At 68.3% G+C, this 25776-nt stretch carries 27 protein-coding genes; 16 read left to right on the top strand and 11 right to left on the bottom strand.

The window, feature by feature from the left end; all coding sequences use genetic code 11:
* Window positions 1–180: 180 nt before the first annotated feature.
* Genes cysS through AC1DYP_RS10485 form a run of 8 tightly spaced genes read left to right on the top strand, consistent with a single transcriptional unit; the run spans window position 181 to window position 7060 of the window.
* Window positions 181–1569, top strand: a complete 1389-nt coding sequence (cysS, locus tag AC1DYP_RS10520; protein WP_477046282.1) for a cysteine--tRNA ligase — start codon at window positions 181–183, stop codon at window positions 1567–1569.
* Between the two features lie 2 nt (window positions 1570–1571).
* A complete protein-coding gene (locus tag AC1DYP_RS10515; protein ID WP_477046281.1) occupies window positions 1572–2333 on the top strand; it encodes a 3-oxoacyl-ACP reductase in 762 nt (253 codons plus the stop codon).
* A gap of 38 nt (window positions 2334–2371) precedes the next feature.
* Window positions 2372–2884 (top strand): DinB family protein, encoded by a 513-nt coding sequence (locus AC1DYP_RS10510; RefSeq protein ID WP_477046280.1) that lies wholly within the window; start codon window positions 2372–2374, stop codon window positions 2882–2884.
* A 33-nt stretch (window positions 2885–2917) separates the two neighbouring features.
* On the top strand, window positions 2918–3382 hold the full coding sequence (locus AC1DYP_RS10505) for an SRPBCC family protein (protein ID WP_477046279.1): 465 nt from the start codon (window positions 2918–2920) through the stop codon (window positions 3380–3382).
* Window positions 3383–3387: 5 nt separating this feature from the next.
* Window positions 3388–3849, top strand: coding sequence for an iron-sulfur cluster assembly scaffold protein (locus AC1DYP_RS10500; RefSeq protein ID WP_477032767.1), 462 nt, complete (start codon window positions 3388–3390; stop codon window positions 3847–3849).
* 54 nt (window positions 3850–3903) lie between these two features.
* Window positions 3904–4158, top strand: a complete 255-nt coding sequence (gene yidD, locus AC1DYP_RS10495; RefSeq protein WP_477032766.1) for a membrane protein insertion efficiency factor YidD — start codon at window positions 3904–3906, stop codon at window positions 4156–4158.
* A complete protein-coding gene (gene thrS, locus AC1DYP_RS10490) occupies window positions 4155–6134 on the top strand; it encodes a threonine--tRNA ligase (RefSeq protein WP_477046278.1) in 1980 nt (659 codons plus the stop codon). The genes yidD and thrS overlap by 4 nt, the downstream gene beginning before the upstream one ends.
* The gene (locus AC1DYP_RS10485) at window positions 6134–7060 is read left to right on the top strand and encodes a glycosyltransferase family 2 protein (RefSeq protein WP_477046277.1); all 927 of its coding nucleotides are present in this window, start codon (window positions 6134–6136) and stop codon (window positions 7058–7060) included. The genes thrS and AC1DYP_RS10485 overlap by 1 nt, the downstream gene beginning before the upstream one ends.
* On the opposite strand, the gene AC1DYP_RS10480 is transcribed toward AC1DYP_RS10485, so the two are convergent.
* Genes AC1DYP_RS10480 through AC1DYP_RS10470 form a run of 3 tightly spaced genes read right to left on the bottom strand, consistent with a single transcriptional unit; the run spans window position 7057 to window position 9928 of the window.
* The gene (locus tag AC1DYP_RS10480) at window positions 7057–7314 is read right to left on the bottom strand and encodes a hypothetical protein (protein ID WP_477046276.1); all 258 of its coding nucleotides are present in this window, start codon (window positions 7312–7314) and stop codon (window positions 7057–7059) included. The genes AC1DYP_RS10485 and AC1DYP_RS10480 overlap by 4 nt on opposite strands.
* Window positions 7315–7319: 5 nt before the next feature.
* The gene (locus AC1DYP_RS10475; RefSeq protein WP_477046275.1) at window positions 7320–8222 is read right to left on the bottom strand and encodes a hydroxymethylglutaryl-CoA lyase; all 903 of its coding nucleotides are present in this window, start codon (window positions 8220–8222) and stop codon (window positions 7320–7322) included.
* Window positions 8219–9928 (bottom strand): ArnT family glycosyltransferase, encoded by a 1710-nt coding sequence (locus AC1DYP_RS10470; RefSeq protein ID WP_477046274.1) that lies wholly within the window; start codon window positions 9926–9928, stop codon window positions 8219–8221. Before AC1DYP_RS10470 ends, AC1DYP_RS10475 begins: the two co-directional genes overlap by 4 nt.
* A 55-nt stretch (window positions 9929–9983) precedes the next feature.
* On the opposite strand from AC1DYP_RS10470, the gene AC1DYP_RS10465 reads away from it, so the two are divergent.
* The 4 genes from AC1DYP_RS10465 (at window position 9984) to AC1DYP_RS10450 (ending at window position 13212) form a co-directional block, all read left to right on the top strand.
* A complete protein-coding gene (locus tag AC1DYP_RS10465; protein ID WP_477046273.1) occupies window positions 9984–10721 on the top strand; it encodes a glycosyltransferase family 2 protein in 738 nt (245 codons plus the stop codon).
* Between the two features lie 125 nt (window positions 10722–10846).
* Complete coding sequence (locus tag AC1DYP_RS10460) at window positions 10847–11272, top strand: hypothetical protein (protein WP_477032759.1); 426 nt, start codon at window positions 10847–10849, stop codon at window positions 11270–11272.
* Window positions 11273–11358: 86 nt separating this feature from the next.
* A complete protein-coding gene (locus AC1DYP_RS10455) occupies window positions 11359–12630 on the top strand; it encodes an acetyl-CoA C-acyltransferase (RefSeq protein WP_477046272.1) in 1272 nt (423 codons plus the stop codon).
* Window positions 12631–12876: 246 nt separating this feature from the next.
* Window positions 12877–13212 carry a DNA-binding protein gene (locus AC1DYP_RS10450; protein WP_477046271.1) on the top strand — a complete coding sequence of 112 codons (336 nt, stop codon included), beginning with the start codon at window positions 12877–12879 and terminating at the stop codon, window positions 13210–13212.
* On the opposite strand, the gene AC1DYP_RS10445 is transcribed toward AC1DYP_RS10450, so the two are convergent.
* Both AC1DYP_RS10445 and phaR read right to left on the bottom strand, forming a co-directional pair.
* Entirely contained in the window at window positions 13209–13538 is a 330-nt protein-coding gene (locus tag AC1DYP_RS10445; protein WP_477046270.1) for a hypothetical protein, read from the bottom strand. The two genes, AC1DYP_RS10450 and AC1DYP_RS10445, sit on opposite strands and share 4 nt — an antisense overlap.
* Before the next feature lie 71 nt (window positions 13539–13609).
* Complete coding sequence (gene phaR / locus AC1DYP_RS10440) at window positions 13610–14290, bottom strand: polyhydroxyalkanoate synthesis repressor PhaR (RefSeq protein ID WP_477032755.1); 681 nt, start codon at window positions 14288–14290, stop codon at window positions 13610–13612.
* A gap of 219 nt (window positions 14291–14509) precedes the next feature.
* On the opposite strand from phaR, the gene AC1DYP_RS10435 reads away from it, so the two are divergent.
* The 3 genes from AC1DYP_RS10435 (at window position 14510) to AC1DYP_RS10425 (ending at window position 17480) form a co-directional block, all read left to right on the top strand.
* Window positions 14510–15685, top strand: coding sequence for an acetyl-CoA C-acetyltransferase (locus AC1DYP_RS10435; RefSeq protein ID WP_477032754.1), 1176 nt, complete (start codon window positions 14510–14512; stop codon window positions 15683–15685).
* A gap of 114 nt (window positions 15686–15799) precedes the next feature.
* On the top strand, window positions 15800–16525 hold the full coding sequence (phbB, locus tag AC1DYP_RS10430; RefSeq protein ID WP_477032753.1) for an acetoacetyl-CoA reductase: 726 nt from the start codon (window positions 15800–15802) through the stop codon (window positions 16523–16525).
* Window positions 16526–16706: 181 nt separating this feature from the next.
* A complete protein-coding gene (locus tag AC1DYP_RS10425) occupies window positions 16707–17480 on the top strand; it encodes a DUF4908 domain-containing protein (RefSeq protein WP_477046269.1) in 774 nt (257 codons plus the stop codon).
* A 4-nt stretch (window positions 17481–17484) separates the two neighbouring features.
* Here the strand turns inward: AC1DYP_RS10425 and AC1DYP_RS10420 are convergent, their stop codons facing one another.
* The 6 genes from AC1DYP_RS10420 to AC1DYP_RS10395 form a co-directional block, all read right to left on the bottom strand.
* On the bottom strand, window positions 17485–18927 hold the full coding sequence (locus tag AC1DYP_RS10420) for a S41 family peptidase (RefSeq protein WP_477046268.1): 1443 nt from the start codon (window positions 18925–18927) through the stop codon (window positions 17485–17487).
* 66 nt (window positions 18928–18993) lie between these two features.
* A complete protein-coding gene (locus AC1DYP_RS10415) occupies window positions 18994–21036 on the bottom strand; it encodes a TonB-dependent receptor plug domain-containing protein (protein WP_477046267.1) in 2043 nt (680 codons plus the stop codon).
* A gap of 162 nt (window positions 21037–21198) precedes the next feature.
* Window positions 21199–22629 (bottom strand): metalloprotease TldD, encoded by a 1431-nt coding sequence (gene tldD / locus AC1DYP_RS10410; protein WP_477032749.1) that lies wholly within the window; start codon window positions 22627–22629, stop codon window positions 21199–21201.
* Between the two features lie 152 nt (window positions 22630–22781).
* The gene (locus tag AC1DYP_RS10405; protein ID WP_477046266.1) at window positions 22782–23567 is read right to left on the bottom strand and encodes a GIN domain-containing protein; all 786 of its coding nucleotides are present in this window, start codon (window positions 23565–23567) and stop codon (window positions 22782–22784) included.
* A gap of 10 nt (window positions 23568–23577) precedes the next feature.
* Window positions 23578–24144: a DUF1700 domain-containing protein gene (locus tag AC1DYP_RS10400; protein WP_477046265.1), complete on the bottom strand. Its 567-nt coding sequence runs from the start codon at window positions 24142–24144 to the stop codon at window positions 23578–23580.
* Window positions 24141–24467, bottom strand: a complete 327-nt coding sequence (locus tag AC1DYP_RS10395; RefSeq protein WP_477046264.1) for a PadR family transcriptional regulator — start codon at window positions 24465–24467, stop codon at window positions 24141–24143. The genes AC1DYP_RS10400 and AC1DYP_RS10395 overlap by 4 nt, the downstream gene beginning before the upstream one ends.
* Window positions 24468–24838: 371 nt before the next feature.
* On the opposite strand from AC1DYP_RS10395, the gene coxB reads away from it, so the two are divergent.
* Window positions 24839–25776 (top strand): cytochrome c oxidase subunit II (coxB, locus tag AC1DYP_RS10390; protein ID WP_477046263.1); only part of this gene is annotated, 938 nt, incomplete at its 3' end.

The following is a 25776-nucleotide window of genomic DNA, read 5'->3' as shown; positions in this document are numbered from 1 at the left end:
GTCTGAGGAAGGTCTTTCCACGGGCTGAGTTGCGCCAGGACGCCTTTCGTCCTGGAATTACGCGTGCCACCCGTCGCGCACATTGACCTAATCAATCGTGGTCGTGCGCGCGTGCTCTCGTTATATGGGGCCAATCCGTATCCCCGCAACACTCCCGCGACGTCAGGCCGCTCCCTTCCCATGACCATCAAGCTGTACGACACCATGGCGCGCGAGAAGCGCGACTTCGTTCCCGCCGATCCGAGCCGGGTGACGATGTATGTCTGCGGACCGACGGTCTACAACCACGCCCACATCGGCAACTTCCGGCCGGTGGTGGTGTTCGACGTGCTGTTCCGCCTGCTGCGCCACGCCTATGGCGAGGACGCGGTGGTCTATGCCCGCAACGTCACCGACGTGGACGACAAGATCAACGCCAAGGCCACGGCCGAGGGCGTCGAGATCAAGGTCATCACCGACCGCTACCTGGCCGCCTACCACCAGGACGCCGCGGCCCTGCTGACCCTGTCGCCCAGCCTGGAGCCCAAGGCCACCGAGCACATGGGCCCGATCGTCGAGATGATCGGCAAGCTGGTCGACAACGGCAAGGCCTACGCCGCCGAGGGCCACGTGCTGTTCGACACCCAGAGCTTCGCCGACTACGGCGCGTTGTCGGGCCGCGACCTGGACGACATGATCGCCGGGGCCCGGGTCGAGGTCGCGCCCTACAAGCGCCATCCCGCCGACTTCGTGCTGTGGAAGCCGTCCAAGGAGAACGAGCCCGAGTGGGACAGCCCCTGGGGCGCGGGCCGTCCGGGCTGGCACATCGAGTGCTCGGCCATGATCGACAAGCAGCTGGGCCGGACGATCGACATCCACGGCGGCGGCATCGACCTGACCTTCCCGCACCACGAGAACGAGCTGGCCCAGAGCCGCTGCGCCCATGGCCAGCCGGTGCTGGCGAACTACTGGCTGCACAACGGCTTCCTCGACATGTCGGGGGAGAAGATGTCCAAGAGCCTGGGCAACGTGATCATCCCGCACGAGCTGCTGAAAACCACGCCGGGCGAGGTGATCCGCTGGGCGCTGCTGTCGGGCCACTACCGCCAGCCGCTGGACTGGACGCCGGAGCTGGTCGAGCAGAGCAAGAAGGCCCTGGACCGCCTGTACGGCGCCCTGCGCCGCGCCAAGAGCGTCGAGGCCGGCGAGTCCGAGCCCTCGGACGAGGTGCTGGCCGCCCTGACGGACGACCTGAACACGCCGCTGGCGGTTTCGGGCTTCTTCGAGCTGTCCAGCGCCATCGAACGGGCGGTGACGGCCGGCGACGAGCCGGCGATCACGGCCAACAAGGGTCGGCTCCTGGCCTCGGCCGGTCTGCTGGGCTTCCTGCAGGCCGATCCGGACGCCTGGTTCGAGGGCGACGCCGACGACGACCTGAAGGCCAAGGTGGAAGACCTGCTCAAGCGCCGGGTCGAGGCCCGCACCGCCAAGGACTGGACCGCCGCCGACGCCATCCGCGCCGAGCTGGACGGTTTGGGCGTGGTGGTCATGGACGGTCCCGCCGGCGCCACCTGGCGCATGAAGGACTGAGCATGAAGCTCGATCAGCAGATCGTCCTGGTCTCCGGCGCCGGCCGGGGCCTGGGCGCCGCCATCGCCCGGGCCTTCGCCGCCGAGGGCGCGAGCGTGGTGATCAACTATCGCCGCAGCGAGGCCGCCGCCCTGGCCCTGGCCGAGGAGCTGGGGGACCGCGCCGTGGCCCTCCAGGCCGACGTCAGCGACCGTGAGGAAGCCCGCCGCCTGGTCAACGACGCGGCCGAGCATTTCGGCAGCCACGTGACCACGGTGGTCAACAACGCTCTGGGCGACTTCAGCTTCAACGGCGACGGCCGCCACACCATCCAGTCGATCCCCTGGGAGGACTTCCAGAACCAGCTGGACGTGTCGCTGCGCGGATCGCTGAACCTGATCCAGGCCACGGCGCCGGCCATGGAAGCCGCCGGCTTCGGCCGGGTGATCAACATCGGCACCAACCTGTTCCAGAACCCGGTGGTGCCCTATCACGACTACACCGCCGCCAAGGCCGCCCTGCTGTCGCTGACCCGCACCGCGGCCGCCGACCTGGGCCCGTCGGGGATCACGGTCAACATGCTGTCGGGCGGCCTGCTGCGCACCACCGACGCCAGCGCCGCCACGCCCGAGGCGATCTTCGACCTTATCGCCCAATCGACGCCGCTGCGCCGGGTGACGACCCCGGCCGAGTTCGCGGACGCGGTGCTGTTCTTCGCCTCGCCCTGGAGCCGGTCGGTCACCGGCCAGAACCTGGTCGTGGATGGGGGATTGGTTCGCGACTAAATTACACGCATAATCCGCTTGTCCCGGAGTGCTAGGTCATGCGCGCCTATTTCCAGATGTTCGCCGGCTACAACGCCTGGGCCAACCACCGCATCCACGCGGCCTGCGCCATGCTGGACGAGGCGGACTACAAGGCCGAGCGCGGCGCGTTCTTCGGTTCGATCCACGGCGCGCTGAACCACCTGATCGTCACTGATCGCATGTGGCTGGCGCGGCTGCGGGGCGAGACCCTGCCGCCGCACGGGCTGGACGCGGTGATCTTCCACGACCTGGCGACCCTGCGCGAGGCGCGGGTCCACGAGGACGCGGCCTTGTCGAACCATGTCGCCGCCCTGACCGACGAGCAGCTGGCGGGCGACTTCCGCTGGACGCGGATCGCCGACGGGGCGGTGGTGACCCAGCCGCTGTGGGCCGCCCTGGCCCATATCTTCAACCACCAGACCCATCACCGGGGTCAGGTCCACGGCCTGCTCAGCCAGGCCGGGATCGACCCGCCCTCCCTCGATCTGCCGGTCTTCCAGAAGGCCAGCGGCCTGGGATTTTCCGAGTGAGTTTTTCAGAGTGAAAGTGCTAGAGCGACGCCCATGCAACGCGCCGTAGAACACCGCACCGGGGTGCAGGCCCCCGCCGAAGTCGTCTGGGACGTGATCGCGGACTTCACGACCTGGAAGGACTGGAACCCGGTCCACCCCCGCATCGAGGGCGAGATGCGCATCGGCACCAACTTGGTCGTCGACCTTGTGCCGATCGCCGACGGCCCGGTGACCACGCTGACGCCGATCGTCCAGGACTGGGTGCCCTTCGAGCAGCTGCACTGGCGCACCAGCCGGCTGGGCGGTTTCGTGACCGCGATCCGCTATCTCGAGATCGAGAACATGGGTCCGTCCAACGCCACCTTCTCGAACGGCGAGCTGTTCATGGGGCCGCTGGTCCGCCTGGTCGGCCGCGAGGAGCGTCGCCGCCTGCGCGGGGCCTTCACCCTGATGGGCGAGGCGGTGAAGACGCGCGCCGAGACCATCTGGTCGCAACGCCTGAAGAACCCCACATAGGTCCCATGATCGACGACCTTTATTCGGCCCGCATCCTGGGCCTGGTGGCCAACATGCCCCGGGCCGGACGCCTGGCCGCGCCCGACGCCAGCGCCGAGAAGACCGCCAAGCTGTGCGGCAGCCGGATCGTGGTCGACGTGACGGTCCAGGACGGCAAGGTCGCCGACTTCGCCCAGGACGTGGCCGCCTGCGCCCTGGGCCAGGCCTCGGCCGCGATCCTCGGCGCCCAGGTGGTCGGGGCGGATCTTTCCGAGATCGAGTTGGCCCGCGACGCCTTGCAGTCTATGCTCAAGTCAGGCGGCCCGCCTCCCCAGGGCCGATTTTCGGAGCTCGCCGTGCTGGAGCCGGTCAAGGACTATCCCGCCCGTCATGCCTCGACGCTGTTGGCGTTCGAGGCCGCGGTCGAGGCTGTCCGCAAGGCCACAGGGGCGACCCAAACCCGAACTAGCCGCGTCGGCGCCGCTTGATCGGGACTTTTCGCTAGTCGATAAGTCCTCGACTCCGTTCGCGAAAGCGCCGGCATGACACTTTACGAACGCACCGTCGACCTGGGCCTGCGGGCCTACAAGACGACGCTCTCGCCCTTCATCGGGCGTCAGTGCCGGTATTTGCCGACCTGCTCGGAATACGCGGCACAGGCGCTCAAGGATCACGGGCCCCTGAAGGGGTCCTGGCTCGCGGTGGGACGGATTTGCCGCTGCAATCCGTTAGGTGGTTCTGGGTACGACCCGCCGCCTCCGCCCCGCGAGCCGCGCAAGTGGAAATGTGAAGAATGATCGACCTGATTTTCCCCGACGGCTCGGCCCGCCAGTACGCTGACGGTTCGACGGGCCGCGACGTGGCCGCCTCGATCTCCAAATCCCTGGAAAAGAAGGCGCTGCTGATCAAGCTGGACGGCACGCTGCTGGACCTGGATCGTCCGCTGACGCCCGACCTGCTGGGCGGCGGCAACAAGTTCGAGATCATCACGCGCGAGTCGCCCGACGCGCTGGAGGTGATCCGCCACGACACCGCCCACGTGCTGGCAGAGGCCGTGCAGGAACTGTTCCCCGGCACCCAGGTCACGATCGGCCCGAACGTCGAGGACGGCTTCTATTACGACTTCGCCCGCGACGAGCCGTTCAGCCTGGACGACCTGCCGAAGATCGAAGAGCGCATGCGCCAGATCGTCGACCGCGACGAGAAGATCCGCCGCGAGGAAGTCGACCGCGACGCCGCCATCGCCGACTTCGAGGCCATGGGCGAAAGCTACAAGGCCCAGATCATCCGTGACCTGCCGGTCAGCGACACGATCACGGTCTATCACCAGGGCGAGAAGTGGAAGGACCTGTGCCGCGGGCCTCACCTTCCGTCGACCAAGGCGGTGGGCAAGGCCTTCAAGCTGACGAAGCTGGCCGGCGCCTATTGGCGCGGCGACCAGAACAACGCCCAACTGCAGCGCATCTACGGCACGTCGTGGGCCAGCGACGCCGACCTGGCGGCTCATCTGCTGCGCATCGAGGAAGCCGAGCGGCGCGACCACCGCAAGCTGGGCAAGACGATGGACCTCTTCCACATCCAGGAAGAGGGCAAGGGCATGGTGTTCTGGCACCCCAAGGGCTGGACGCTGTACCTGGCGCTGGAGGCCTATATGCGCCGCCGCCTGGACGCGGCCGGCTATCGCGAGGTCAAGACGCCCCAGATCCTCGACAAGAGCCTGTGGGAGCGCTCGGGCCACGCCGAGAAGTTCGGCCACGCCATGTTCATGTGCGAGAGCGCCGAGGGCGAGGTCCTGGCCGTCAAGCCGATGAACTGCCCTGGCCACATCCAGATCTTCAACGTCGGCCAGAAGAGCTATCGCGAGCTGCCGCTGCGCATGGCCGAGTTCGGCGCGTGCCACCGCTACGAGCCGTCAGGCGCCATGCACGGCATCATGCGGGTGCGCGCCTTCACCCAGGACGACGCCCACATCTTCTGCCGGGAAGAGCAGGTCACGGAGGAATCCGCCCGCTTCATCGAACTGTTGCGCAGCGTCTATAGCGACCTCGGCATGCATCTGGCCGACACCAAGTTCTCGACGCGTCCGGAGTTGCGGGCGGGCGACGACGCGGTCTGGGACAAGGCCGAATCCGCCCTGTCCGCGGCCGCCGAGGCGGCGGGCGAAACCCTCGTGCTGCAGGAAGGCGAAGGCGCCTTCTACGGCCCGAAGCTGGAGTTCTCGCTGAAGGACGCCATCGGCCGGGTCTGGCAGTGCGGCACGCTGCAGCTGGACTTCGTGCTGCCCGATCGCCTGGACGCCGAGTACGTGGCCGAGGACGGCTCCAAGAAGCGTCCGGTCATGCTGCACCGGGCGATCCTGGGCTCGTTCGAGCGTTTCATCGGCATTCTGCTGGAAAACTATGCCGGCCATCTGCCGTTGTGGCTGGCGCCGGTTCAGGTCGTGGTGGCCACGATCACCTCGGACGCCGACGACTACGCACAACGTGTGGCTGAGCGATTGACTTCCATGGGCATTCGCGCAGAGGTCGATTTCAGAAACGAGAAGATCAACTACAAGATTCGTGAGCACAGCCTTGCGAAGGTTCCGGTGATTGCAGTGGTCGGGCGTAAGGAAGCCGAAAACGGAGAAGTCGCCCTGCGTCGCCTCGGCGGCGAAGGGCAGAAGGTGTTGTCGCTGGAGGACGCCGTGCGGGCGTTGACCGAGGAAGCGACCCCGCCGGACCTCGCCCGTGATCGCGCCGTGGCGGCCCCCGCCGAGTTGGCGCAGGCCTGATGAACAGTATTCTTCCCTCTCATTCGACCTTCGTTGCGGGTGTGCGGCCGATCCGGCCGCGCATCTCCGTCGTCATGGTCGTCTACCAGACGGGAGAAGCGCTGGTCGAAAGCATCCTGCACGTCCTGGCCGAGCCGCTGGTCGACGAGTTCGTCATCGTCGACAACGGTTCTCCCGCGGAGGAGGCCGAGCGGTTGCGGGCCCTGGGACGGACCGAGCCGAGGATCGTGCTGCAGCAGGGCCACGGCAATGTCGGCTTCGCGCGCGGCGCCAACATGGGCGCCGAGACCGCCCGGGGCGAATACATCGTCTTCCTCAATCCGGACGCCAACCTGCAGGCCCAGTGCATCGAGGCCCTGGTCGCTGCCTTCGAGGGGCAGCCGGTGCCCACAGTTGTCGGGGCGCGGGTGATGAACACCGACGGCACAGAGCAGCGCGGCGGCCGTCGCGGCGAGGTCACGCCGGTCACCACGCTGCTGAGCTTCGGCCACCTGACGTCGCGGTTCAAAAGCCTGTCGAAGTTCGAGATCCACCGCGAGCATGAGCCGACGCCGGACGCGCCGATCCCCATGCCGACCATCTCCGGCGCCTGCTTCGCGCTGCGCCGCGAGGACTTCGAGCGGCTGAGCGGTTTCGACGAGGGCTTCTTCCTGCATGTCGAGGACATCGACCTCTGCTGGCGCGCGCGCCAGGCGGGGGGGCAGGTCCTGTTCCAGCCGGCCGCCCAGGTGATCCACCTGGGCCACACCAGCCTGGAGCACCCGGTGAAGGTCGAGTTCCACAAGGGCGTTGGCCTGTCGCGCTACTTCATCAAGCGGGCCGACACGATCCAGCGCTACGTGATCGCCGTCTTGCTGGCCCCGCTGATTCTGGCGATGAGCGTGTCGCGGCCGCTGATCTGGAAGATCACCGGCCGGCCGATCTAGGCGTAGAGATCGCGCTGCGTCGCCCAATCCGGCTTCGCGCAGACTCGCGAACCGAGAAAGCCAGGATCAGTGCGTTCGAAGAACAGCCTGGCTTCGACCTCGAAATCGTCGATGTCCTGAAAGAGAAGCACGCGGCTCCCGTCGCGAAGGCCCAGGTCGCCCACGACGTCATTCAACGGCTTCCCCGCGTGGAAGAGAAGATAATAGAGGTCGTCTTCCGTGCGGTCGTTGAAGTCGCAATAGATCTTCAGCATGGTGGCTAGCCTGGAAAACCGCCCGCCCGCGCCAGCGACGACGCCGGTGACGCCTTGCCCAGGCGTTCGCTGATGTCGCGGCCGATCTCGATCAGGGCGCCCAGGTCGTAGCCGGTCTCGAAGCCGGCCCGCTCCAGCATGTAGACCAGGTCCTCGGTGCCGATGTTGCCGGTGGCGTTGGGCGCGAACGGGCAGCCGCCCAGGCCGCCGACCGAGGCGTCCAGAACATCGACCCCGGCCTCGACGCTGGCATAGGCGTTGGCCAGGCCGGTGTTGCGGGTGTCGTGGAAGTGCATGCGCAGGCGGACGTCCGGCGCGGCGGCGCGCACGGCCTCGATCCGCCGGCGGACGGTCCAGGGATCGGCCACCCCGATGGTGTCGGCGATGGCCAGTTCGGTCACGCCCATCGACGCCGCGTCGCGGGCGATGGCCACGACCTGCTCCTCGGAAACCTCGCTGTCGAACGGGCAGCCGAAGGCCACCGAGATGGTGGCGGTGATCGGCGGGCCGCCCTCGACCGCTTGGCGCTCGACGATGGCGGCCAGGGCGTCGACCTGCTGGGCGGCGGTGGCGCCCTGGTTGGCCAGGCCGAAGCCGTCGGTGGCGCAGACCACGACATTGGCCTCGTCGCACTGGGCCGCCACGCAGCGTTCCCAGCCGCGCATGTTCAGCACCAGGCCGATGCGCGAATGCTCCAGGTCGGGCTTCAGCGCCGCCTGGATCTCCTCGGCCCCGGCCATCTGCGGCACGCGGTTGGGATTGACGAATGAGACGGTCTCGATGCGCCTGGCGCCCGCCGCCTCGAGCCGGCGGATCAGGTCCAGCTTCTCGTCGACCGGCAGGGACAGCTTCTCGTTCTGCAGCCCGTCGCGCGGGCCGACCTCGACGATCTGGATGAAGCGGCTCATGGCTGGGCCTCCTCGGCTTGGGTTTCGTCGCCGGCCTCGTCGTCCGGGCGGATCGACGCGCCGCGATAGAGCGTCAGACGCTCCTTGTCGCCGTCGGAATAGTCGAAGCCCTCGACCACCCCGGCCGGCCGGGCGGTCTGGCCCAAGGCGGCGAGGGCGGCCTGGAACGCCTTTTCCTGGCGGCCCTCGACCACGGCGGGACGACCCTGGGCGACGGCCTTGGCCGCGCCGACCGGGTCGGTCAGCTCGGTCGTGGTGCCCAGCAGGAAGATCATGCTGGGCTCGGAATAGCCGGTGACGGCCACCGGGCCCGGCGCGCCGCCGCGGGGCGCCAGGTCGGCCTGTTCCAGAGCCTTCTCCAGGCGGGGCGACAGCAACAGCGGCTCCAGCCGGGGGATCAGCAGGCCGACGAGGGCGCCATGGGCCGCTATGCCGACGGCGCCGGCCGTGACCAGGGCGATGGCGGCGGTCCTGCGCATCACCAGCACCGATCCGGCGGCTCCCGCGGCCAGGAACAGCAGGGCGGTCAGGATGGTCCAGGGCAGGTCGGACGGGTCGCCGTACTCGACGTGCAGATAGACGGCCATGGCCGCGAAGATCAGGCCAGCCAGAGCCGACAGGATCGCGCCGATCAGGCGGGGCATGCGCGGCAGGGACGTACGCAGGGTGGCGGCCATCAGCATGGCCAGGGCGGGATAGGCCGGCAGGGTGTAGTGCACCAGCTTGGTCGGCAGGATCTCGAACACCAGCCAGGTCGGGATCAGCCAGCAGAGGGCGAAGCGGATTCCCGCCTCCCTGCGGCCGGTCCAGCCCAGGGTCACGCCCGACGGCAGCAGCAGGGTGGCCGGGAACACCATCAGGAACGCCGCCAGGGTGTAGGCGCCGGGCCACGCGCCGTGGCTTTCCTGGCCGCCGGCCAGCTTGGGGGCCAGGTCGCCGGTCACGGCCGTCGACCAGAAGGCGCCGTCGGTGGCCACGGTGATCATCATCGCCCAGGGCAGGACGATGGCGGCCAGCACGGTCACGCCCCAGCCCCAGCCCAGGTCCTTGATCCAGGTCGCCTTGCGGTCCCAGATCCACAGGGCGATCACGCTGAGCACCACGACCATCAGCCCGACCGGGCCCTTGATCAGCACGCCCATGGCCAGGCCGATCCAGAAGGCCAGCTTGGTCCAGCGGTTGACGGTCTCGCCGGCGAGATGGGCGGCGTAGATCCGCATCAGGGCGGCCATGGCCAGGGTGGTGAAGCCGCACAGCGCCGCGTCGGTCTTGGCGATGAACGCCTCGCTCGACAGCAGGATGGTCGCGCCCAGTATGCCGCCGGCCAGCAGGCCGGTCCGGGGTCCCAGCAGCGCCGCCGCGCCCCAGGCGCAGGCCGCCGCCGCCAGCATGGCCCCCAGCAGCGAGGGGATGCGATAGGCCCAGATGCCGCGATCCTCGGCGGCCGAGAAGGTGGTGACGGCGGCCGCCTGCAGCCAGTGGATGCCGACCGGCTTCTTGAAGCGCGGCTGGTCCTGGAACTTGATGACGACCATGTCGTCGGTTTCCAGCATCTGGGCGGTCGCCTGGGCGAAGCGCGATTCGTCGCGGTCGAGCGGCGGCATGGCGAACAGGCCGGGCAGGCCGGCGACCAGCGCCACCAGCGCGGCGAACAGCGGACCGCGCCAGCCGCGGCTCCAATCATCCAGGCGAGATTCAAGCGTCATTCTAGTGGAATAGCACGATCCTTCTTTCTGGCTATTTTTGCGCTATGAGAGGGCGATGACCGCTTCCGCTTCCACTATTCCCGACTATTCCGTCGTCGTGCCCGTCTTCGACGAAGGCGGGGCGGCGCCCGCCCTGGCGCGCGAGATCGCCGCCGCCTTCGCGGGCGAGAACCACGAGATCATCTTCATCGACGACGCCAGCCGCGACGACACCAAGGCCCTGCTGGTGGCGCTGAAGGCCGAGATCCCGCAGTTGCGGGTGCTGGGCCACCGCAAGAATTCGGGCCAGAGCCGCGCCGTGCGCAGCGGCGTGCTGGCCGCCCGCGCCCCGATCGTCATCACCCTGGACGGCGACGGCCAGAACGACCCCGCCGACGCGCCTCGTCTCGCGAAAGCCTTGAAGGCCGCCCCGCCCGAGCTGGCCCTGGTCGGCGGCGAGCGGGTCAAGCGCCAGGACAGCTCGGCCAAGCGCTTCGCGTCCAAGTTCGGCAACGGCGTGCGCAAGCGCATGCTGAAGGACACCGCCAACGACACCGGCTGCGGGCTCAAGGCCTTCCGCCGCGAGGCCTTCCTGCGCCTGCCCTACTTCGATCACATCCACCGCTACATCCCGGCCCTGATGCTGCGCGAGGGCTATCAGGTCGAGTTCCAGCCGGTGAACCATCGCCACCGCGAGAGCGGGGTGTCGAAATACACCAACTTCGGCCGGCTCAAGGCCTCGGTGTCCGACCTGCTGGGCGTGATGTGGCTGCAGACCCGGGCCCGCAATCCGCAAGGCGTGGACGAGGTCTAGCGAGGCGAGATCTGGGCGCGGCTCGCCCGTCGGGCGGCGCCGCCTTTCGGGAATCCGCAAAACCGGTTAACCCTGATGCCCGTCGTCGCGCCTTGGGGGCGCGCCTCTCGGGGGAGAGCCAGATCATGTTCGCCGCGTTTCCGCTGCTGGCCCTGCCGGTGCTGGTCTACAACCTGATCGTCCTGACCCTGGCGGGCGGCTTCAACGCCAACGCCGCCCAGTACCGGTTGGCCGAGCAGCTGTTCACGATCCACATGACCTCGAAGGCCGACTGGGCCGTCAGCCTGGGCGACCTGCTGCTGGCCGCCTCGCTGGTGGTGCTGTTCGTCGAGCTCCTGAAGTCGACCACCAGCCGCAAGATCGCGATCATCAACCACTCGCTGTCGATGATCCTGTTCATCGTCTGCCTGGTCGAGTTCCTGCTGGCCCCGGCCTTCGGCACCTCGGTGTTCTTCCTGCTGACCGTCATGGTCCTGCTGGACGTGCTGGCCGGCTTCATCGTGACGATCGTCTCGGCCCGCCGCGACGTCGACTTCGGCGACGCTCACTAGGCTTCGCCGAGCGCCAATTTCGACAAGACCCTTGTGGCGAAGCCTGTCGATGCTGACATCGTAGGCTGTTCACGAGGATCACGATCATGGCGTCCAAACCCGACATCTGGCTGGCGGCCGGCCTGCGCACTCCGTTCGCCAAGGTCGACGGGCCCCTGAAGGCCCATGACGCGATCGCCCTGTCGGTCCCGGTGGTCCAGGCCATGCTGGCGCAAGGGGCTCGGCCGGACTTCGCCATCTGGGGCACGGTGATCCCCAACCTGACCTGGAGCAACATCGCCCGCGAGGTGCTGCTGGACGCCGGGGCCGACCCGACCATCCCGGCCTTCTCGACGATCATGGCCTGCTCGACCAGCATGATCGGCGTCATCGAGGCCGCCGGCATGATCGACGGGCGCGGCCGCGATCTGGCCCTGGTGGGCGGGGTCGAGAGCATGAGCAAGGTCCAGGTCGGGGCCAGCATCGGCTTCTCCGACTGGCTCAAGGGCTTCCAGGCCGCCAGGACCGCCGGCCAGAAGCTGGCGCACCTGACCAAGCTGAAGGCCAGTGACCTGAAGCTCTGGATCCCCAAGGTGGCCAACCGCACCACCGGACTGTCTATGGGCGAGCACACCGAGATCACCGCCAAGGAATGGAAGCTGTCGCGGGCCGACCAGGACCAGATCGCCTTCGAGAGCCACCAGCACGCGGTCGCGGCCTGGGAGGCCGGCTTCTTCGACGACCTGGTGATCCCGGTCGGCGACGTGAAGCGCGACACCATCCCGCGCAAGGACTCCACGCTGGAGAAGCTGGCCAAGCTGGGCCCGGCGTTCGACAAGACCAGCGGCCAGGGCACGCTGACGGCCGGCAATTCCTCGCCCCTGACCGATGGGGCGGCGGCCATCTGGGTTGCGTCCGAGGCCGGGCTGGCGCGACTGCCGGCCAAGACGCCGCGTGTGAGGATCGTCGACTACGAGGTCACCTCGATCGACCTGCGCCACGAGGGCCTGCTGATGGCGCCGGCCTACGGCGTGCCGCGCATGCTGGCGCGCAACGGCCTGAAGTACGCCGACGTCGGTCTGTGGGAGATCCACGAGGCCTTCGCCGCCCAGGTGCTGTCGCACATCGCCGCCTGGGAGGACGAGACCTTCCGCCGGACCAAGGCCGGGGTGGACGTCGATCTGGGCAAGTTCCCGCGCGAGCGGATGAACCCGACGGGCGGCAGCCTGGCGGTCGGCCATCCGTTCGGCGCGACCGGGGCGCGGATCCTCAGCCAGGCGGTCAAGGAGCTGGCCACGCGGCCCAAGGGCGAGAAAGCCGTCGTCAGCATCTGCGCCGACGGCGGTCAGGGCACGATGATGCTGCTGGAAAGCGCGTAATTGCGGTCGGGGACATGCCCTTGCGGCGTGTCCCCATTAGGAAGCGCCGTGTCTGATCAGGGACACGCCGCAAGGGCATGTCCCCGGCCGCGCGAGCCTAGGTCAGCGCCGTGAAGATCAGCGTCACCACGGCGATGTCGAAGAAGCGGGTCACGGCGGTGAGCAGCATGATGGGTCTCGTCGGCTGAATTCACCGACCACCAAGCAAGACTGGCGCCAACGCCGCCTCCTGCGTTAGCCTTCGTCATGGCCTTGTTCTTCGACCAGCTCTGGTACGACGCGCGGCTCGCCGAGCGGGGGCTGACGCGGGCGGTGCTGGCCGCCGTGGCCGGCATGACCAACGAGGAGCTGACGCTGGCCTACAAGGACCAGCGCGAGCTGACCGCCGCCCAGATCGCCGCCTTCGCCGAGCTGCTGGGCGTTCCGCTGGCCGAGGCGGCGCGCCGGGCGGGCGTGGGCGCGCACGCCGCGGCCTTGCCGGGCGAGACGCTGTCTCTCGAACAGAAGATGGCGGTGCTGGAGGCGCGGGTCGCCGTGCTCGAGGCCGAGATCGCCCGCCTGAAGGCCCTAAGGCAGGACTAGATCTCGGTCTTCTTGATCAGGCCCGCCTTGGGACGGCGGTCGGCCGGGCCGGAATATTCCGTGCCGAGATAGGTCGAACGCGCCGCGTCGAGCACTTCCTGCCCACCGCGCAGACCGCGCTTCTGGCCGTTCTGGCCCATCAGGTGGGCGGCGAAGGTCGCGAAGGCGCCACGTCGGGAATCGCGCGGCGGCGGGGCCGGCTGTTCGTCGCGCACGAAGGTCACGTCCTCCTCGCCGTCCGCCTCTGGGCGGTCGGCGTCGCGCGGCGCGGGCAGCGCGCGTCGGGCGGCCTGGGCGCGCCGGATAGGGTCGATCGGACCGTTCATGGTGAAGAGTTGTGGTCCACGACGGTTAAGGACCGGTCAGCCGGCGTGGTTAAGGGGCGTTAGCCGGCGGCCTAGGGCTTGGTCGCCAGCTTCTCGATCTGCTGCTGCATGGCTTCCAGCTGGCGCTTGAGGTCGGCCAGGGAGTCCTCGCTGGGCGCGGACGGCGGCGCCGCGGCGGGCGGCGGCGGTTCGGCCGGGGCGGCGGGGGCGTCCTCGGGCCGGGCGTAGGCGAACGGCGAGAACATCTTCATGGCCCGGTCGAACAGCGCCATGTTCTGGCGGATCTGCTCTTCGTAGACCCCCATGCCCGGCATGCCCTTGGTCCCGGCGATGCCCGGGGTCAGGCCCGCGAACTGGGTGCGCATGCGCTCCTGCTGCTTGGTGAAGCTCTCCAGCGACATTTCCAGATAGCTGGGCAGGAAGGCCTGCATCGAGTTGCCGTAGAAACCGATCAGCTGGCGGAGGAACTGGATGGGCAGCAGGTTCTGGCCGCCGCCGCGGTTTTCCTCTTCGAAGATGATCTGAGTCAGGACCGAACGGGTGATGTCGTCGTTGGTCTTGGCGTCGTAGACCACGAAGTCGATCCCCTCCTTCACCATGTCCGACAGGTGCTCGAGGGTGACGTAGGACGAAGACGCTGTGTTGTAGAGGCGACGGTTGGCGTACTTCTTGATGACGACCTTCTGGCCGGCAGCCTTCTCGCCAGGAGCGCGGGTCTGGCCCGTTTCGCCGTTTTCGTTGTTCTCGGACATTTCGTTCCCTAGGACAGCGTTGTCTCCGCCTTTTCGCATCGCACTATCGCGGATGCAAAGACATGGCGCCAGTACCGGCGGCGCTTGGAGCTCGCAACATCCCGTGAAAATGTGCAGGTGACGAACCCTGCACAGTTATGCAAGGTGATGGTGCACTGCAAAATCATGGGCGCCGCAACTGCGAGAAGCCCGGAATCACGTCACGGGAGCTATTTCGCCATGAGCGACATCGTCATCGTTTCCGCCGCCCGCACGCCGGTCGGATCGTTCCTCGGCGCCCTCTCCAGCCTGCCGGCCCACGAGCTGGGCAAGCTGGCCATCCAGGCCGCCGTCGAGCGGGCGGGCATCACGCCGGCCGACGTCGACGAGGTGATCCTGGGCCAGGTGCTGCAGGCCGCCGCCGGCCAGGGCCCGGCCCGCCAGGCCTCGGTCAACGCCGGCATCCCGGTCGAAAGCCCGGCCTGGAGCCTGAACCAGCTGTGCGGCTCGGGCCTGCGCGCCGTGGCCCTGGGCGCCCAGCAGATCGCCGCCGGCGACGCCAACATCGTGGTGGTGGGCGGCCAGGAGAGCATGAGCCAGGCCCCGCACGCCCAGGCCCTGCGCAACGGCCAGAAGATGGGCGACCTGTCGTTCGTCGACACCATGATCAAGGACGGCCTGTGGGACGCTTTCCACGGCTACCACATGGGCCAGACCGCCGAGAACATCGCCGCCCGCTGGCAGATCACCCGCGAGGCCCAGGACAAGTTCGCCGTCGCCAGCCAGAACAAGGCCGAGGCCGCCCAGAAGGCCGGCCGGTTCGACGCCGAGATCGCGCCGGTCACCATCAAGGGCCGCAAGGGCGACACGATCGTCGACAAGGACGAGTTCATCCGCCACGGCGTCACCCTGGACGGCATTTCGGGCCTCAAGCCCGCCTTCACCAAGGACGGCACGGTCACCGCCGCCAACGCCTCGGGCCTCAATGACGGCGCCGCCGCCCTGGTGCTGATGAGCGCCGACGAGGCCAAGAAGCGCGGCCTGACCCCGCTGGCCCGCATCGCCTCGTGGGCCAACGCCGGCGTCGCGCCCGAGATCATGGGCACCGGCCCGATCCCCGCCTCCAAGAAAGCCCTGGAGAAGGCCGGCTGGAAGGTCTCGGACCTGGACCTGGTCGAGAGCAACGAGGCCTTCGCCGCCCAGTCGCTGTGCGTGGTCAGCGAGCTGGGCCTCGACCCGGCCAAGGTCAATGTCAACGGCGGGGCCATCGCCATCGGCCACCCGATCGGCGCCTCGGGCGCGCGTATCCTGACCACCCTGGTCCACGAGATGAAGCGCTCGGGAGCCAAGAAGGGCCTGGCCACGTTGTGCATCGGCGGCGGCATGGGCGTGGCGATGTGTGTCGAGGCGGTCTGACAACCGTTTGTTTGGATTGGGCGTTTCGAGCAAATTTTCATGACGGCGCGCGTGGGGGCTTGCTCCCACGCGCCACTCGCGCGCAACCATAAGAGACGTTAGCGGGAGATAGACATGGCGAGAGTTGCGTTCGTGACCGGCGGCACCCGGGGCATCGGTCGTGCGATCTGCGAGCGGCTCGTAGCCGACGGAATGAAGGTGGCGGCCGGCTATTCCGGCAATGAAGAGGCCGCCGCGGCCTGCGCCGAGAAGCTGGGCGTGATGGTGGTCAAGGGCAATGTCGGCTCGTTCGACGACTGCGCCGCCGCCGTCAAGAAGGTCGAGGCCGAGCTCGGGCCCATCGAGGTTCTGGTCAACAACGCCGGCATCACGCGCGACGGCATGCTGCACAAGATGACCTATGATCAGTGGTCCGAGGTCATCCGCGTGAACATGGACTCGGCCTTCAACATGACCCGCCCGGTCATCGAGGGCATGCGCGAGCGCAACTGGGGCCGGATCATCAACATCAGCTCGATCAACGGCCAGAAGGGCCAGATGGGCCAGACCAACTACTCGGCCGCCAAGGCCGGGCTGATCGGCTTCACCAAGGCCCTGGCGCTCGAGAACGCCAAGAAGGGCGTCACGGTCAACGTCATCTGCCCGGGCTATATCGACACCGAAATGGTCGCCGCCGTGCCCGAGAACGTCCTGGCAGGAATCATCGCCGGCATCCCGGTCGGCCGGCTGGGCAAGGGCGAGGAGATCGCCGACATGGTCTCGTTCCTGGCCGGCGAGCGGGCCGGCTTCGTGACCGGCGCCACCCTGACGATCAACGGCGGTCAGTACATGGCGGCCTAAAGGTCACAGGCCGTCGCAATAAAGACATGACGGCTTGACGAAGACTCCCCGACGGTTTGAAGATTCCGACCGGCGGGGAAACTCTTCCAAGCATTTCATGACGTCCTCCGGGAAATTGCGTGGCGGTAACAAGGTCTTCTGCGTCCAAGATTCGCCCCACTCGCGGGGCATGACCCTGGGTATGAAGAGTCAATCGGCGGTGACGGCGGGGCCAGGACGCTGGGCGATCCTGCTGGCGTTCGCCCTCGCGGCCACCGCCGGCGCGGCGCACGCGCAATCGGGCTTCAGCCTGCGCGACGCCTTCTCCAAGAATCACGGCGAAACGCGCAAGGCGCCGGCTCCGCCGATCGCCCGCTACGTGTCCGAAACCGGTGACGCCTTCATCCTGGACCGGGCCGCGCCCCAGCCGCTGATGAAGTTCGAGAACAGCTCCGAGATCTGGGTGCTGTCGTCCCAGCCGGCGCCGCGCGGCGACACGATCTACAAGAACGAACTGGGCGAGCCTGTGCTGCGGGCCAGCAAGCTGGGCGGCATGACCCTGTTCACCCGCGAGCGGCCGGGCGGCGACGCCGCCGCCCTGATGGGCAAGGCCAGCTCGATCCAGCCGCCGCCATTCATCTCGGTCAACGTCCTGTTCCAGCGCCTGGTCCAGGCCAGCGCCCGCGCCAGCCGCGCGGCCCAGCACCGGATCTCGTTCGAGACGATCGACGACGCCACGCCCGGCACCTCGGTGCTGGTCGCCGACACCGCCACCGTCACCGCCGAGGCCTTCGAGCGCATGGCCCGCGACGGCGACCGCAGCCTGCTGACCCGCGTGACCCGCGTGCTGCTGGCCGAGGGCCACAAGCCCGGCGCCAGCCTGAAGGGCGGCGACCTGACGGTCATCTACGCCCCGGGCAAGGGTCTGTCGGGCCGCCCGTCGTCCAAGCGGATCATCAAGATCGTCAACAAGTAGCGGCTCAGCGCGCCGCGCAGCCCTGCTTGTCCAGCCACGCCAGCGCGACCGCTTCCGCCGCGTCCGGCGCCGTCGCCTCGTCGGGCGTCATCGGGCCGTCGTAGCGCCGCCCCAGGCGATCCTCGACATAGGCGGACGTCAGGGCCAGCACCGCGCCGTCGGACAGCACCACCGTACTGTTGGCGGTCGTGAACCCGGCGGTCGGCTGGCCGAACGACCGCGTCGCGGGGCGGCCGACGAAGGCGATGGCCGTCATCTCGCCGGAGCTGCCGGTCTTCGGCCCCAGCAGCACGGCCACCGGCGCGTCGGGCTTTCTCAGGACCTCCTTGGACATAGCCGCCCCCGTCGGCCAGGGCTTGGCGCCTCCGGCGTCAACGAACGCGCCGTGCGAGCCGGGTCCGAGCAAGGGCGCCAGGCCCCGCACGCCGGGCCACATGTCGCCGCCCGTGTGCTCGCGCAGATCGATCATCCAGCCGCAGACCTCGGCGGCGTCCGCCGTCTTCAGGAACGCCTGGATCGCGTCCCGATAGGCCGCGCCGGTGTCGCTGGGGTCGGTGAGGTCGCGATGCAGGCCGGGCAGGGCGAGGTTGGCGACGTGGCCGGTCATGCGGCCAACGGGCAGGGCGTGGCTGCGCGGCGCGGCGCCCGACGGCCTCGCCGGCCTCGATGGGGTCGGAGGGCGCAGGAAGGTGTGCCGTTCGCCCAGCGCCGAAATCGTCGCCCTTATGGCCGGATAGGTCTCGCGCGGGGTCGTGGCTCCGGCCGCCTTGGCGTAGGCCTCCGCCCTCAGCCGGGGCCAGTCGGCCTTGGCGGTGTTGATGTGCCGGGCCTGGAGCAGATCGAGGGCGTGATCGAGATAGGCCTTGGCTTCGCCTGTCGGGACGGGATCGACGGCGCCGAGATCCTCGAGTTTGGCCGTATCGATCCAAGCCGCGCCGCCACCGTTCAGCAGCAGCCCGATCACCAGGTCCTTGGCGTCGGGCGCCACATAGCCCTCGATGACGCTGGTGCTCCAATCGGCGCTTCGGATCGGGCGGTCCATCATGTTGTCGAAGAAGGTCGGCTTGCCGTCGGCGCTGTCCACCCGCGCCCACAGCCCGACCGGGCCGCTGCCGGGCTCGACCCGCACCGCGGCGCTGTAGCGGAAGCGGTGGCCGCGCAGGGCGGCGACGTCCAAGTGCTGCAACAGCGTTCCGAAGGCGCCGGATCCGTCCGGCGCGTCCGCCTCGCGCCAGAGCCGCGCGGACGACCGGCCGTCATGGGGCTGATCGGAGCGCAACGCCACCCGGTAGCCCGCTGTGCTCACGCCCGCCGGGAGTTTCCAGCCCGGCGGCGCCTGGCCGGCTTCCCCCTGTTCGAAATCGCCGTTCTTCAGCAGCGGGGGCTCGGTCGCCGCCGTCAACATCATGCAGCCCACGGCGATCAAGGCGACGCGATCGTATCTCATGAGAGTTCCCCCAGGGCGACCAGATCAGCCAAGCTCTACCTGAGGGCATAATTGTGGCTCCGCTTGCTAGCCCAGCCGCTTGCGGACCTGGATGAACAGGTAGGGCTCGAACGGCAGCGAGCGGTACTCGATCTTGTCGACCACGTTGTCGGCGCGCGAGCCTTTGTAGATCGTCCGCTCGCGCGTGATGTTGCGCGAGGCCCAGTTCGACAGGGTGGTGCGCACGGTCAGGTCCGAGCGGGGCTTCCACTCGACGAAGCCCTCGTAATACTGCTCGGCGCGCTGGGTGCGGACCTCGTTGAAGCGGAAGCGGCTGTATTCGTTCGCGCAATTGGTCGAGACGCCCCAGCTCCATTTGCCGCCGGGCATGTCGCGCGTGAAGCTGACGTTGCAGACGAACGGCGTGGCGTTGGTGATGCGGCGCTTCTCGAAAGTGACCGGGTCGGTGACCTCGCTGTCGAACCAGGAAAAGCGCGTCTTCAGCTGGCCGCCGGAAATCCCGAGCTTCTGGGTCGGCAGGGTCATGGCGATCACGAACTGGTCGGAGCGGCCGTCGCCGATGTTGCTGGGCGCGTCGCCGCCGTCGGGCAGGGGCTTGTAGTCGACGACGTCGGAGATTTCCGAGTGGGTCAGGGTGGCCGAGATCGAGCCCGCCCCCCAGAACCGCCGCTCCCACGCCACTTCGCCCACCCACGAGCGCTGGGGCTCCAGATTGGCGTCGGCCCCGTCCTGGCTGCCGGCCGCCAGGTCGGCCGAGGCGATGAAGTCGCCGAAGTCCAGCTGCCCGACCTCGCGCTCGACCCGCACCCGCAGCTGGTCGACGCTGTTGGGGCTCCAAGTCACCAGCACTCGGGGCTTGGGATAGAAGAAGCTGCGCTCCAGGTCGGTGTCGCCGCTCTGGGTGATGCGCGACACCTCCATCCGGGCGCCGGCCTCGACGGTCAGCTTCGGGGTGGCCCGCCACACGGCCTTGCCGGCCGCTTCGCCGCGCAGCTCCTCGACCTTGGCCTGGGTGCGGGTGGTGTCGGCGTTGGCCCGGTAGCGGACGTCGCCGTCCAGGAAGTTATAGGCGCCCTCGACGCTGCCTTCGAGTGACAGGGCGGCGGAGCGGCGCTGCTTGACCTCGGCGCGCAGGATGCTCTCGCCGGTCTTGTCGCGCTCGTAATAGTCCTCGTCGCTGCCGGGCTTCACGAAGGTCGAGCCGTAGGTTTCGTCGCCCAGGTTCTGCAGGAACACCAGCTGCAGGTCGGTGCGGGGCGAAAGCTTGCGGTCGTAGCGGGCGCCGAACTCGCCGGTCCAGTTCTCGTCGGTCTCGCCGCTGTCCTGGCGGCCGGGGCCGGGCTGGTACTGGGTGTAGACGACGTCGCGGTCGAACGAGAAGTACTCGATCTTGGCGTTGACCCGGATCTTGCCGCCCGGCGCGGCGCGCTGGATGGCGCCCCGGGCGACGTAGTTCTGGATCTCGTCGTAGCCCTTCAGGGCTTCCTTGATGGTCGGGCGGCCGTCGGGGAAGCTGGTCACCCGCGACCCGCCGTCGAAGGTCTGGTCGGTGCGGTCGATCGTGGCCAGCAGCGAGCCCTCGATTTCGTTGACCCCCTCGCGGCGCGAGGCCTGGAACTCCAGCAGCGGGCCGAAGAAGCCATCCGGATAGAGATAGGTCTGGATATTGGCGACCTTCTCGACCTGCACGGTCGACTTGATCACCACATTGGCCAGGATCGTCTGGCCCTGCATGTCGATGCCCGGGGCGCCGCCGCGGATCAGCTCCACGCGCTCGACGGCCGAGGCCGAGATGCGCTTGAGGATGCCTTCGAGATTCTCGCTCTTGGTGGTGGGGCGCTCGCCGTTGATCAGCACGTTGCCGGCCGTGCCGGCGAAGCCGCGGGCGCTGTCGCCGCCGTCCAGCCGGAAGCCGGGCAGGCGGGCGATCATGTCCAGGGCGGTGCTGGGGCGCTGCTCGGCGAAGAAGCTGGGCGGATAGCTGATCACGCCGCGCTGGGCCTCGGTCGCCGCCGTCGCGGCGGGCGTCTCGGGCGCGGCGGCGGGCGTGGCCGCCTGGGCCTCTGGCGCGGCCAGTCCAAGAGCGAAGATGACGGAAGCAAGACTCATTACGCGGATCCCCCAAAGCGCCCCCGCTTTGTGGCCGCGAACCTGTCGGTCCAGCTGCGCTAGAACCAGTTACAAAACCGAAAGGTAGGTTACATTTGTGAAATGTTTCCGCCAATCACCTTGACGGTTGGCGGAAACATCAGGTTTCACAAAGGCTTGCGGCTATACCGCCGTGCCGCCGACGGTCAGGCCGGTGATCTTCAGCGAGGGCTGGCCCACGCCCACCGGCACGCCCTGGCCCGACTTGCCGCAGACGCCGATGCCGGGGTCGAAGTCGAAGTCGTTGCCGATCATCGTCACGCGGGTCAGGGCGCTGGGGCCGTCGCCGATCAGGGTCGCGCCCTTGACCGGAGCGGTGATCTTGCCGTCCTCGACCAGGTAGGCCTCGGTGCACTGGAAGACGAACTTGCCGTTGGTGATGTCGACCTGGCCGCCGCCGAAATTGGCGCAGTAGAGGCCGCGCTTCATCGAGGCGATCATCTCGGCCGGGTCGTCGTTGCCCGCCAGCATGCCGGTGTTGGTCATGCGCGGCATGGGCATGTGGGCGTAGGACTGGCGGCGGCCGTTGCCGGTCGGGGCCATGCCCATCAGGCGCGCCGACATGCGGTCGTGCATGTAGCCGACCAGGACGCCGTCCTCGATCAGCACGGTGCGCTCGGTGGGAGTGCCCTCGTCGTCGATGGTCAGCGAGCCGCGACGGCCGGGGATCGCCCCGTCGTCGAACACGGTCACGCCCTTGGCCGCGACCCGCTCGCCGATGCGGCCGGAGAAGGCGCTGATGCCCTTGCGGTTGAAGTCGCCTTCCAGGCCGTGGCCGACGGCCTCGTGCAGCAGCACGCCGTTCCAGCCCGGGCCCAGCACCACGTCCATCTCGCCGGCCGGGCAGGCCACGGCGTCGAGATTGACCAGGGCCATGCGCAGGGCTTCGTCCACCTGGGCCTGCCACTTGTCGGGGCTGATCCAGGCCGAGAAGCCGGCGCGGCCGCCGGCCCCGGACGAACCGGCCTCGCGCTTGCCGTCCTTCTCGACCGTGACCTGGACGTTGACGCGGACCAGCGGCCGCACGTCGCGCAGCAGACGGCCGTCGGCGCGCAGGATCTCGACCACGCGGCGCTCGCCGGCCATCGAGGCCATCACCTGGACCACGCGCGGGTCGCGGGCCCGAGCGAAGGCGTCGATCTCCTGGAGGAGCGAAACCTTGTCGGAGAAGGCGGGGGACGAAACCGGGTCGTCCTCGCCGTAGAGTTTTTCGTTGGTGGCGCGCGGGGCCTCGGCGCTGACCCCGGCGTAGCCGCGGCGGGCCAGCTTGGCCGAATCGGCGGCGCGGCCGATGGCGGCTTCCGAGATTTCGGCGGAGTGGGCGTAGCCGGCGGTCTCGCCGGCCACCACGCGCAGGCCGAAACCTTCGCCCGAATCGTAGGAGGCGCTCTTCAGGCGGCCGTCGTCGAACACGAAGGCCTCGCTCTCGGAGCGTTCGACGAACAGCTCCCCGTCGTCGGCTCCGGCCAGGGCCTCGCCGAGGATGGCGCGGGCGCGCTCGGGATCGACGCCGGCGGCGGCGAGCAGGGAGGGGGCGGTCATGAGAGCGGTCATGGGGTCACAGGTAAGCGTTTCATCCGCCTTCGTCATCACCCCGGCGACGATTCGACGCCGGGAGGTGAATGGAGGTGGGGACGCACACTCACGGCAAGGCCTGTGGGAATCCGGCCGAGACCGTGGTGTGAGTGTGTGTCCCCCTCGTTGCCCTACCAGTCCTGGTGGACCTCGCCGGAGCCGGCGACGTTCGAGCTGAGGACGGTCGGCTTGCTGGTCAGATAGACGTCGCCGCTGCCGGCCACGTCGACCTCGGTCGCGCCGTGCGGGGCGACATGCGCCTCGCCGCTGCCCGCCAGGTTGATCCTGGCGTCGCCGGTGTCGAGGCCGCGCAGGTCGGCTTCGCCGGAGCCCGCGACCTGCAGCTCGACCTTCCTGGCCTTGCCCTGGGCCTCGACCTTGCCGCTGCCGTTGATCTCCAGCACCAGGTCCGGCTGGTCATAGGCCTTCAGATAAAGGTCGCCGCTGCCGTTCAGGGTGAAGCTCCGAACGCCGGGCGCGACGATCTCGATCGAGAGCTGGTCGTTGTCGCGTCGGGTATGGAAGGAGATCGAACCGTCGCCGTCGCGCAGGGTGAGGCGGCCGTTCTCCATGGTCACGCGGTCGACCAGGTCCTTGGGCCCGACCACCTTGACGCTGGCCCCGGCCCCGGCGGCGGCCTGGGTGAAGATCACCTCGGCCGGCACGTCGATCTGCAGGGCGTCCGAACCGCTCCAAGCGATCTGGGCGGTCGTGGTCTCGCCGTTGTCGCCGTCGTCGTGCGAGCCGCGGCCGATGCGGACATGGTCATCGCCGTCGTTGACTTCGATGTTCCAGTCGGCCGGGAAGTTCCAGCCGTGCTTGGCGATATCGCGGCCGCCCAGCGCGAAGGCGCCCGCGAAGCAGCCGAGGGCGAGCACGAAGCTGGCGACGGCGACGATGGTCAGGTTGCGGATCATGACGGTCCCCTCAGACCTGGGTTTCGATGGCCGGCTTCAGCAGCCGGTAGTGAAGACGCCCGAACCAGACCAGGCCGTTGACCAGCCAGATGGTCAGCAGGGTGGTGACGGCGGCCATGGCGGTGGCGGCGGCCATGAAGCCGATGCCCATCAGGAAGGCCACGGCCGGACCGCCGGGCAGTCCGGCGAATGGTCCCGCGGTGGTCACCGCGCCCCCGGCCACGAACATGACGATGGCGGCCATGAAGAGAGCGAACAGCGTCCCCAGCACGCCCATCAGCAGGGGCAGCAGGAACAGGATGTCGATCGCGCCCAGGCCGACGATGGCGAAGATCGCGCCGGCGGCGGCCGACGGGTTCTTGGTCTCCTCCCAGCGCTTGACCCCCTGCTCGGCGCGCTGTTCGCGGGCCAGGCGCTCGGGGTCGCCCAGGGCGGCGGCCACTTCGCTCTCGCTGCGCCCGGCTTCCTGGGCATCGTTGAAGTGGGCCTCGTAGTCGGCGACGATGTCGGCGATCTGCGCGGCGGGCATGCCGGCCAGGCCGCGCTTGAGGCGGATGAGGAATTCGGCGCGCGTCATGCGGCGGCTCCCAGGATGTTTTCCACGGCCGAGGTGAAGGCCGCCCATTCGGCCTTCTGGGCCGTGAAGCTGGCCCGACCGGCCTCGGTCAGGCGGTAGTACTTGCGCGGCGGGCCGCTCTGGGATTCCACCAGATAGGTCTCGACCTGGCCGTCCGACTGCATGCGGCGCATGAGCGGGTAGATCGTCCCTTCCCCCATATCGATATCCTTGGCGAGCTTGCTGGCGATTTCGTAGGCGTAGCTGTCGGCGCGCGACAGCAGGGCCAGCACGCACAGCGCCAGCACGCCTTTCTTCAGTTGAACTTCAATGGCTTCCGTCACGGCGTTGCGTTCCCGTTGCTGAGCACCCTTGTGACGCAAGGTAGTGTCTGATGCAAGGTAGCTGTCATTACATGTTAGTAATGCTACGTAACGAAAGCGCGCTGAAACGGCCCTTGTTGAGAGCTGTTCGCAGGTGGGGCGCCCTGGCTCCACGCAAGGCGTTCCGGGGAACGCCTCTGGTGCTTGGCAACGGGGATTGGAGCGCGTATGCACGCCAGCGACCGGCCAGAGACGCCGGGGCCGGCCTTCGATTCCACGTCGCCTGACGAAGTCGATTGCCTAAGCCCCGTGTCGCTGGTCGTATTGTGCATGTCGGCGCGGCGTGGGTTGATCGCGACGCCAAATCGCCGCCGAAACGGGCCGTGAGGGATATGAAGGCGCAAATTCAGGGGATGCGGCGGAAGTTGATGGGCGTAGCCGCCATCGCCGCCACGACGATGGCCCTTTCGGGCGTGTTCGCGGGGCAAGCCCTCGCCAAGGGCGCCGAGTTGCTGGGTCAGCCGACCCCGGGCGCGATCGATCTTCAGCAGGCGGCCTCGCCGCTGAAGTATGAAGCGATCTGGTTCCACAACGTCGTCCTGATGCCGATCATCACGCTGATCACCCTGCTGGTGCTGGGCCTGATCATCTGGATCGTCGTGCGCTACAACGCCAAGGCCAACCCGGTCCCGGCCAAGTTCAGCCACAACACCACCGTCGAGATCATCTGGACGATCGGTCCGGTGCTGATCCTGATGATCATCGCCATCTTCTCGTTCCGGCTGCTGTTCGCCTACAACGACATGCCCAAGCCGTACCTGACGGTGAAGGCCACCGGCTACCAGTGGTACTGGGGCTATGAGTATCCCGACCAGAAGATCAGCGAGATCACCTCGGTGCCGCTGAAGAAGGAAGAGGCCGTCGCCAAGGGCGTGCCGTACCTGCTGGCCGCCGACAAGCCGATGGTCGTCCCGGTCAATCAAGTCATTCGCGTGCAGGTCACCGGCGCCGACGTGATCCACGCCTTCGCCCTGCCGGCCTTCGGTCTGAAGACCGACGCCATCCCGGGCCGCCTGAACGAAACCTGGTTCAAGGCCGACAAGATCGGCGTCTATTACGGCCAGTGCTCGGAACTCTGCGGCGTCGACCACTCGAACATGCCCATCGAGATCCATGTCGTCAGCCAGGCCGACTTCGACGCCTGGGTGAAGACCAAGACCTCGCCCCAGTGCTCGGAACTCTGCGGCGTCGACCACTCGAACATGCCCATCGAGATCCATGTCGTCAGCCAGGCCGACTTCGACGCCTGGGTGAAGACCAAGACCTCGCC

It is taken from the genome of Caulobacter sp. P1_D6 (assembly GCF_056406095.1).
The sequence above is the reverse complement of the archived record's forward strand: the minus strand, read 5'-3'. Positions and strand labels throughout refer to the sequence as shown.

Excerpts from the sequence above, each read along its gene's own strand:
- cysS (WP_477046282.1), top strand. The coding sequence starts at position 181 with ATGACCATCAAGCTGTACGACACCATGGCGCGCGAGAAGCGCGACTTC.
- AC1DYP_RS10515 (WP_477046281.1), top strand. The coding sequence starts at position 1,572 with ATGAAGCTCGATCAGCAGATCGTCCTGGTCTCCGGCGCCGGCCGGGGC.
- AC1DYP_RS10510 (WP_477046280.1), top strand. The coding sequence starts at position 2,372 with ATGCGCGCCTATTTCCAGATGTTCGCCGGCTACAACGCCTGGGCCAAC.
- AC1DYP_RS10505 (WP_477046279.1), top strand. The coding sequence starts at position 2,918 with ATGCAACGCGCCGTAGAACACCGCACCGGGGTGCAGGCCCCCGCCGAA.
- AC1DYP_RS10500 (WP_477032767.1), top strand. The coding sequence starts at position 3,388 with ATGATCGACGACCTTTATTCGGCCCGCATCCTGGGCCTGGTGGCCAAC.
- yidD (WP_477032766.1), top strand. The coding sequence starts at position 3,904 with ATGACACTTTACGAACGCACCGTCGACCTGGGCCTGCGGGCCTACAAG.
- thrS (WP_477046278.1), top strand. The coding sequence starts at position 4,155 with ATGATCGACCTGATTTTCCCCGACGGCTCGGCCCGCCAGTACGCTGAC.
- AC1DYP_RS10485 (WP_477046277.1), top strand. The coding sequence starts at position 6,134 with ATGAACAGTATTCTTCCCTCTCATTCGACCTTCGTTGCGGGTGTGCGG.
- AC1DYP_RS10480 (WP_477046276.1), bottom strand. The coding sequence starts at position 7,314 with ATGCTGAAGATCTATTGCGACTTCAACGACCGCACGGAAGACGACCTC.
- AC1DYP_RS10475 (WP_477046275.1), bottom strand. The coding sequence starts at position 8,222 with ATGAGCCGCTTCATCCAGATCGTCGAGGTCGGCCCGCGCGACGGGCTG.
- AC1DYP_RS10470 (WP_477046274.1), bottom strand. The coding sequence starts at position 9,928 with ATGACGCTTGAATCTCGCCTGGATGATTGGAGCCGCGGCTGGCGCGGT.
- AC1DYP_RS10465 (WP_477046273.1), top strand. The coding sequence starts at position 9,984 with ATGACCGCTTCCGCTTCCACTATTCCCGACTATTCCGTCGTCGTGCCC.
- AC1DYP_RS10460 (WP_477032759.1), top strand. The coding sequence starts at position 10,847 with ATGTTCGCCGCGTTTCCGCTGCTGGCCCTGCCGGTGCTGGTCTACAAC.
- AC1DYP_RS10455 (WP_477046272.1), top strand. The coding sequence starts at position 11,359 with ATGGCGTCCAAACCCGACATCTGGCTGGCGGCCGGCCTGCGCACTCCG.
- AC1DYP_RS10450 (WP_477046271.1), top strand. The coding sequence starts at position 12,877 with ATGGCCTTGTTCTTCGACCAGCTCTGGTACGACGCGCGGCTCGCCGAG.
- AC1DYP_RS10445 (WP_477046270.1), bottom strand. The coding sequence starts at position 13,538 with ATGAACGGTCCGATCGACCCTATCCGGCGCGCCCAGGCCGCCCGACGC.
- phaR (WP_477032755.1), bottom strand. The coding sequence starts at position 14,290 with ATGTCCGAGAACAACGAAAACGGCGAAACGGGCCAGACCCGCGCTCCT.
- AC1DYP_RS10435 (WP_477032754.1), top strand. The coding sequence starts at position 14,510 with ATGAGCGACATCGTCATCGTTTCCGCCGCCCGCACGCCGGTCGGATCG.
- phbB (WP_477032753.1), top strand. The coding sequence starts at position 15,800 with ATGGCGAGAGTTGCGTTCGTGACCGGCGGCACCCGGGGCATCGGTCGT.
- AC1DYP_RS10425 (WP_477046269.1), top strand. The coding sequence starts at position 16,707 with ATGAAGAGTCAATCGGCGGTGACGGCGGGGCCAGGACGCTGGGCGATC.
- AC1DYP_RS10420 (WP_477046268.1), bottom strand. The coding sequence starts at position 18,927 with ATGAGATACGATCGCGTCGCCTTGATCGCCGTGGGCTGCATGATGTTG.
- AC1DYP_RS10415 (WP_477046267.1), bottom strand. The coding sequence starts at position 21,036 with ATGAGTCTTGCTTCCGTCATCTTCGCTCTTGGACTGGCCGCGCCAGAG.
- tldD (WP_477032749.1), bottom strand. The coding sequence starts at position 22,629 with ATGACCGCTCTCATGACCGCCCCCTCCCTGCTCGCCGCCGCCGGCGTC.
- AC1DYP_RS10405 (WP_477046266.1), bottom strand. The coding sequence starts at position 23,567 with ATGATCCGCAACCTGACCATCGTCGCCGTCGCCAGCTTCGTGCTCGCC.
- AC1DYP_RS10400 (WP_477046265.1), bottom strand. The coding sequence starts at position 24,144 with ATGACGCGCGCCGAATTCCTCATCCGCCTCAAGCGCGGCCTGGCCGGC.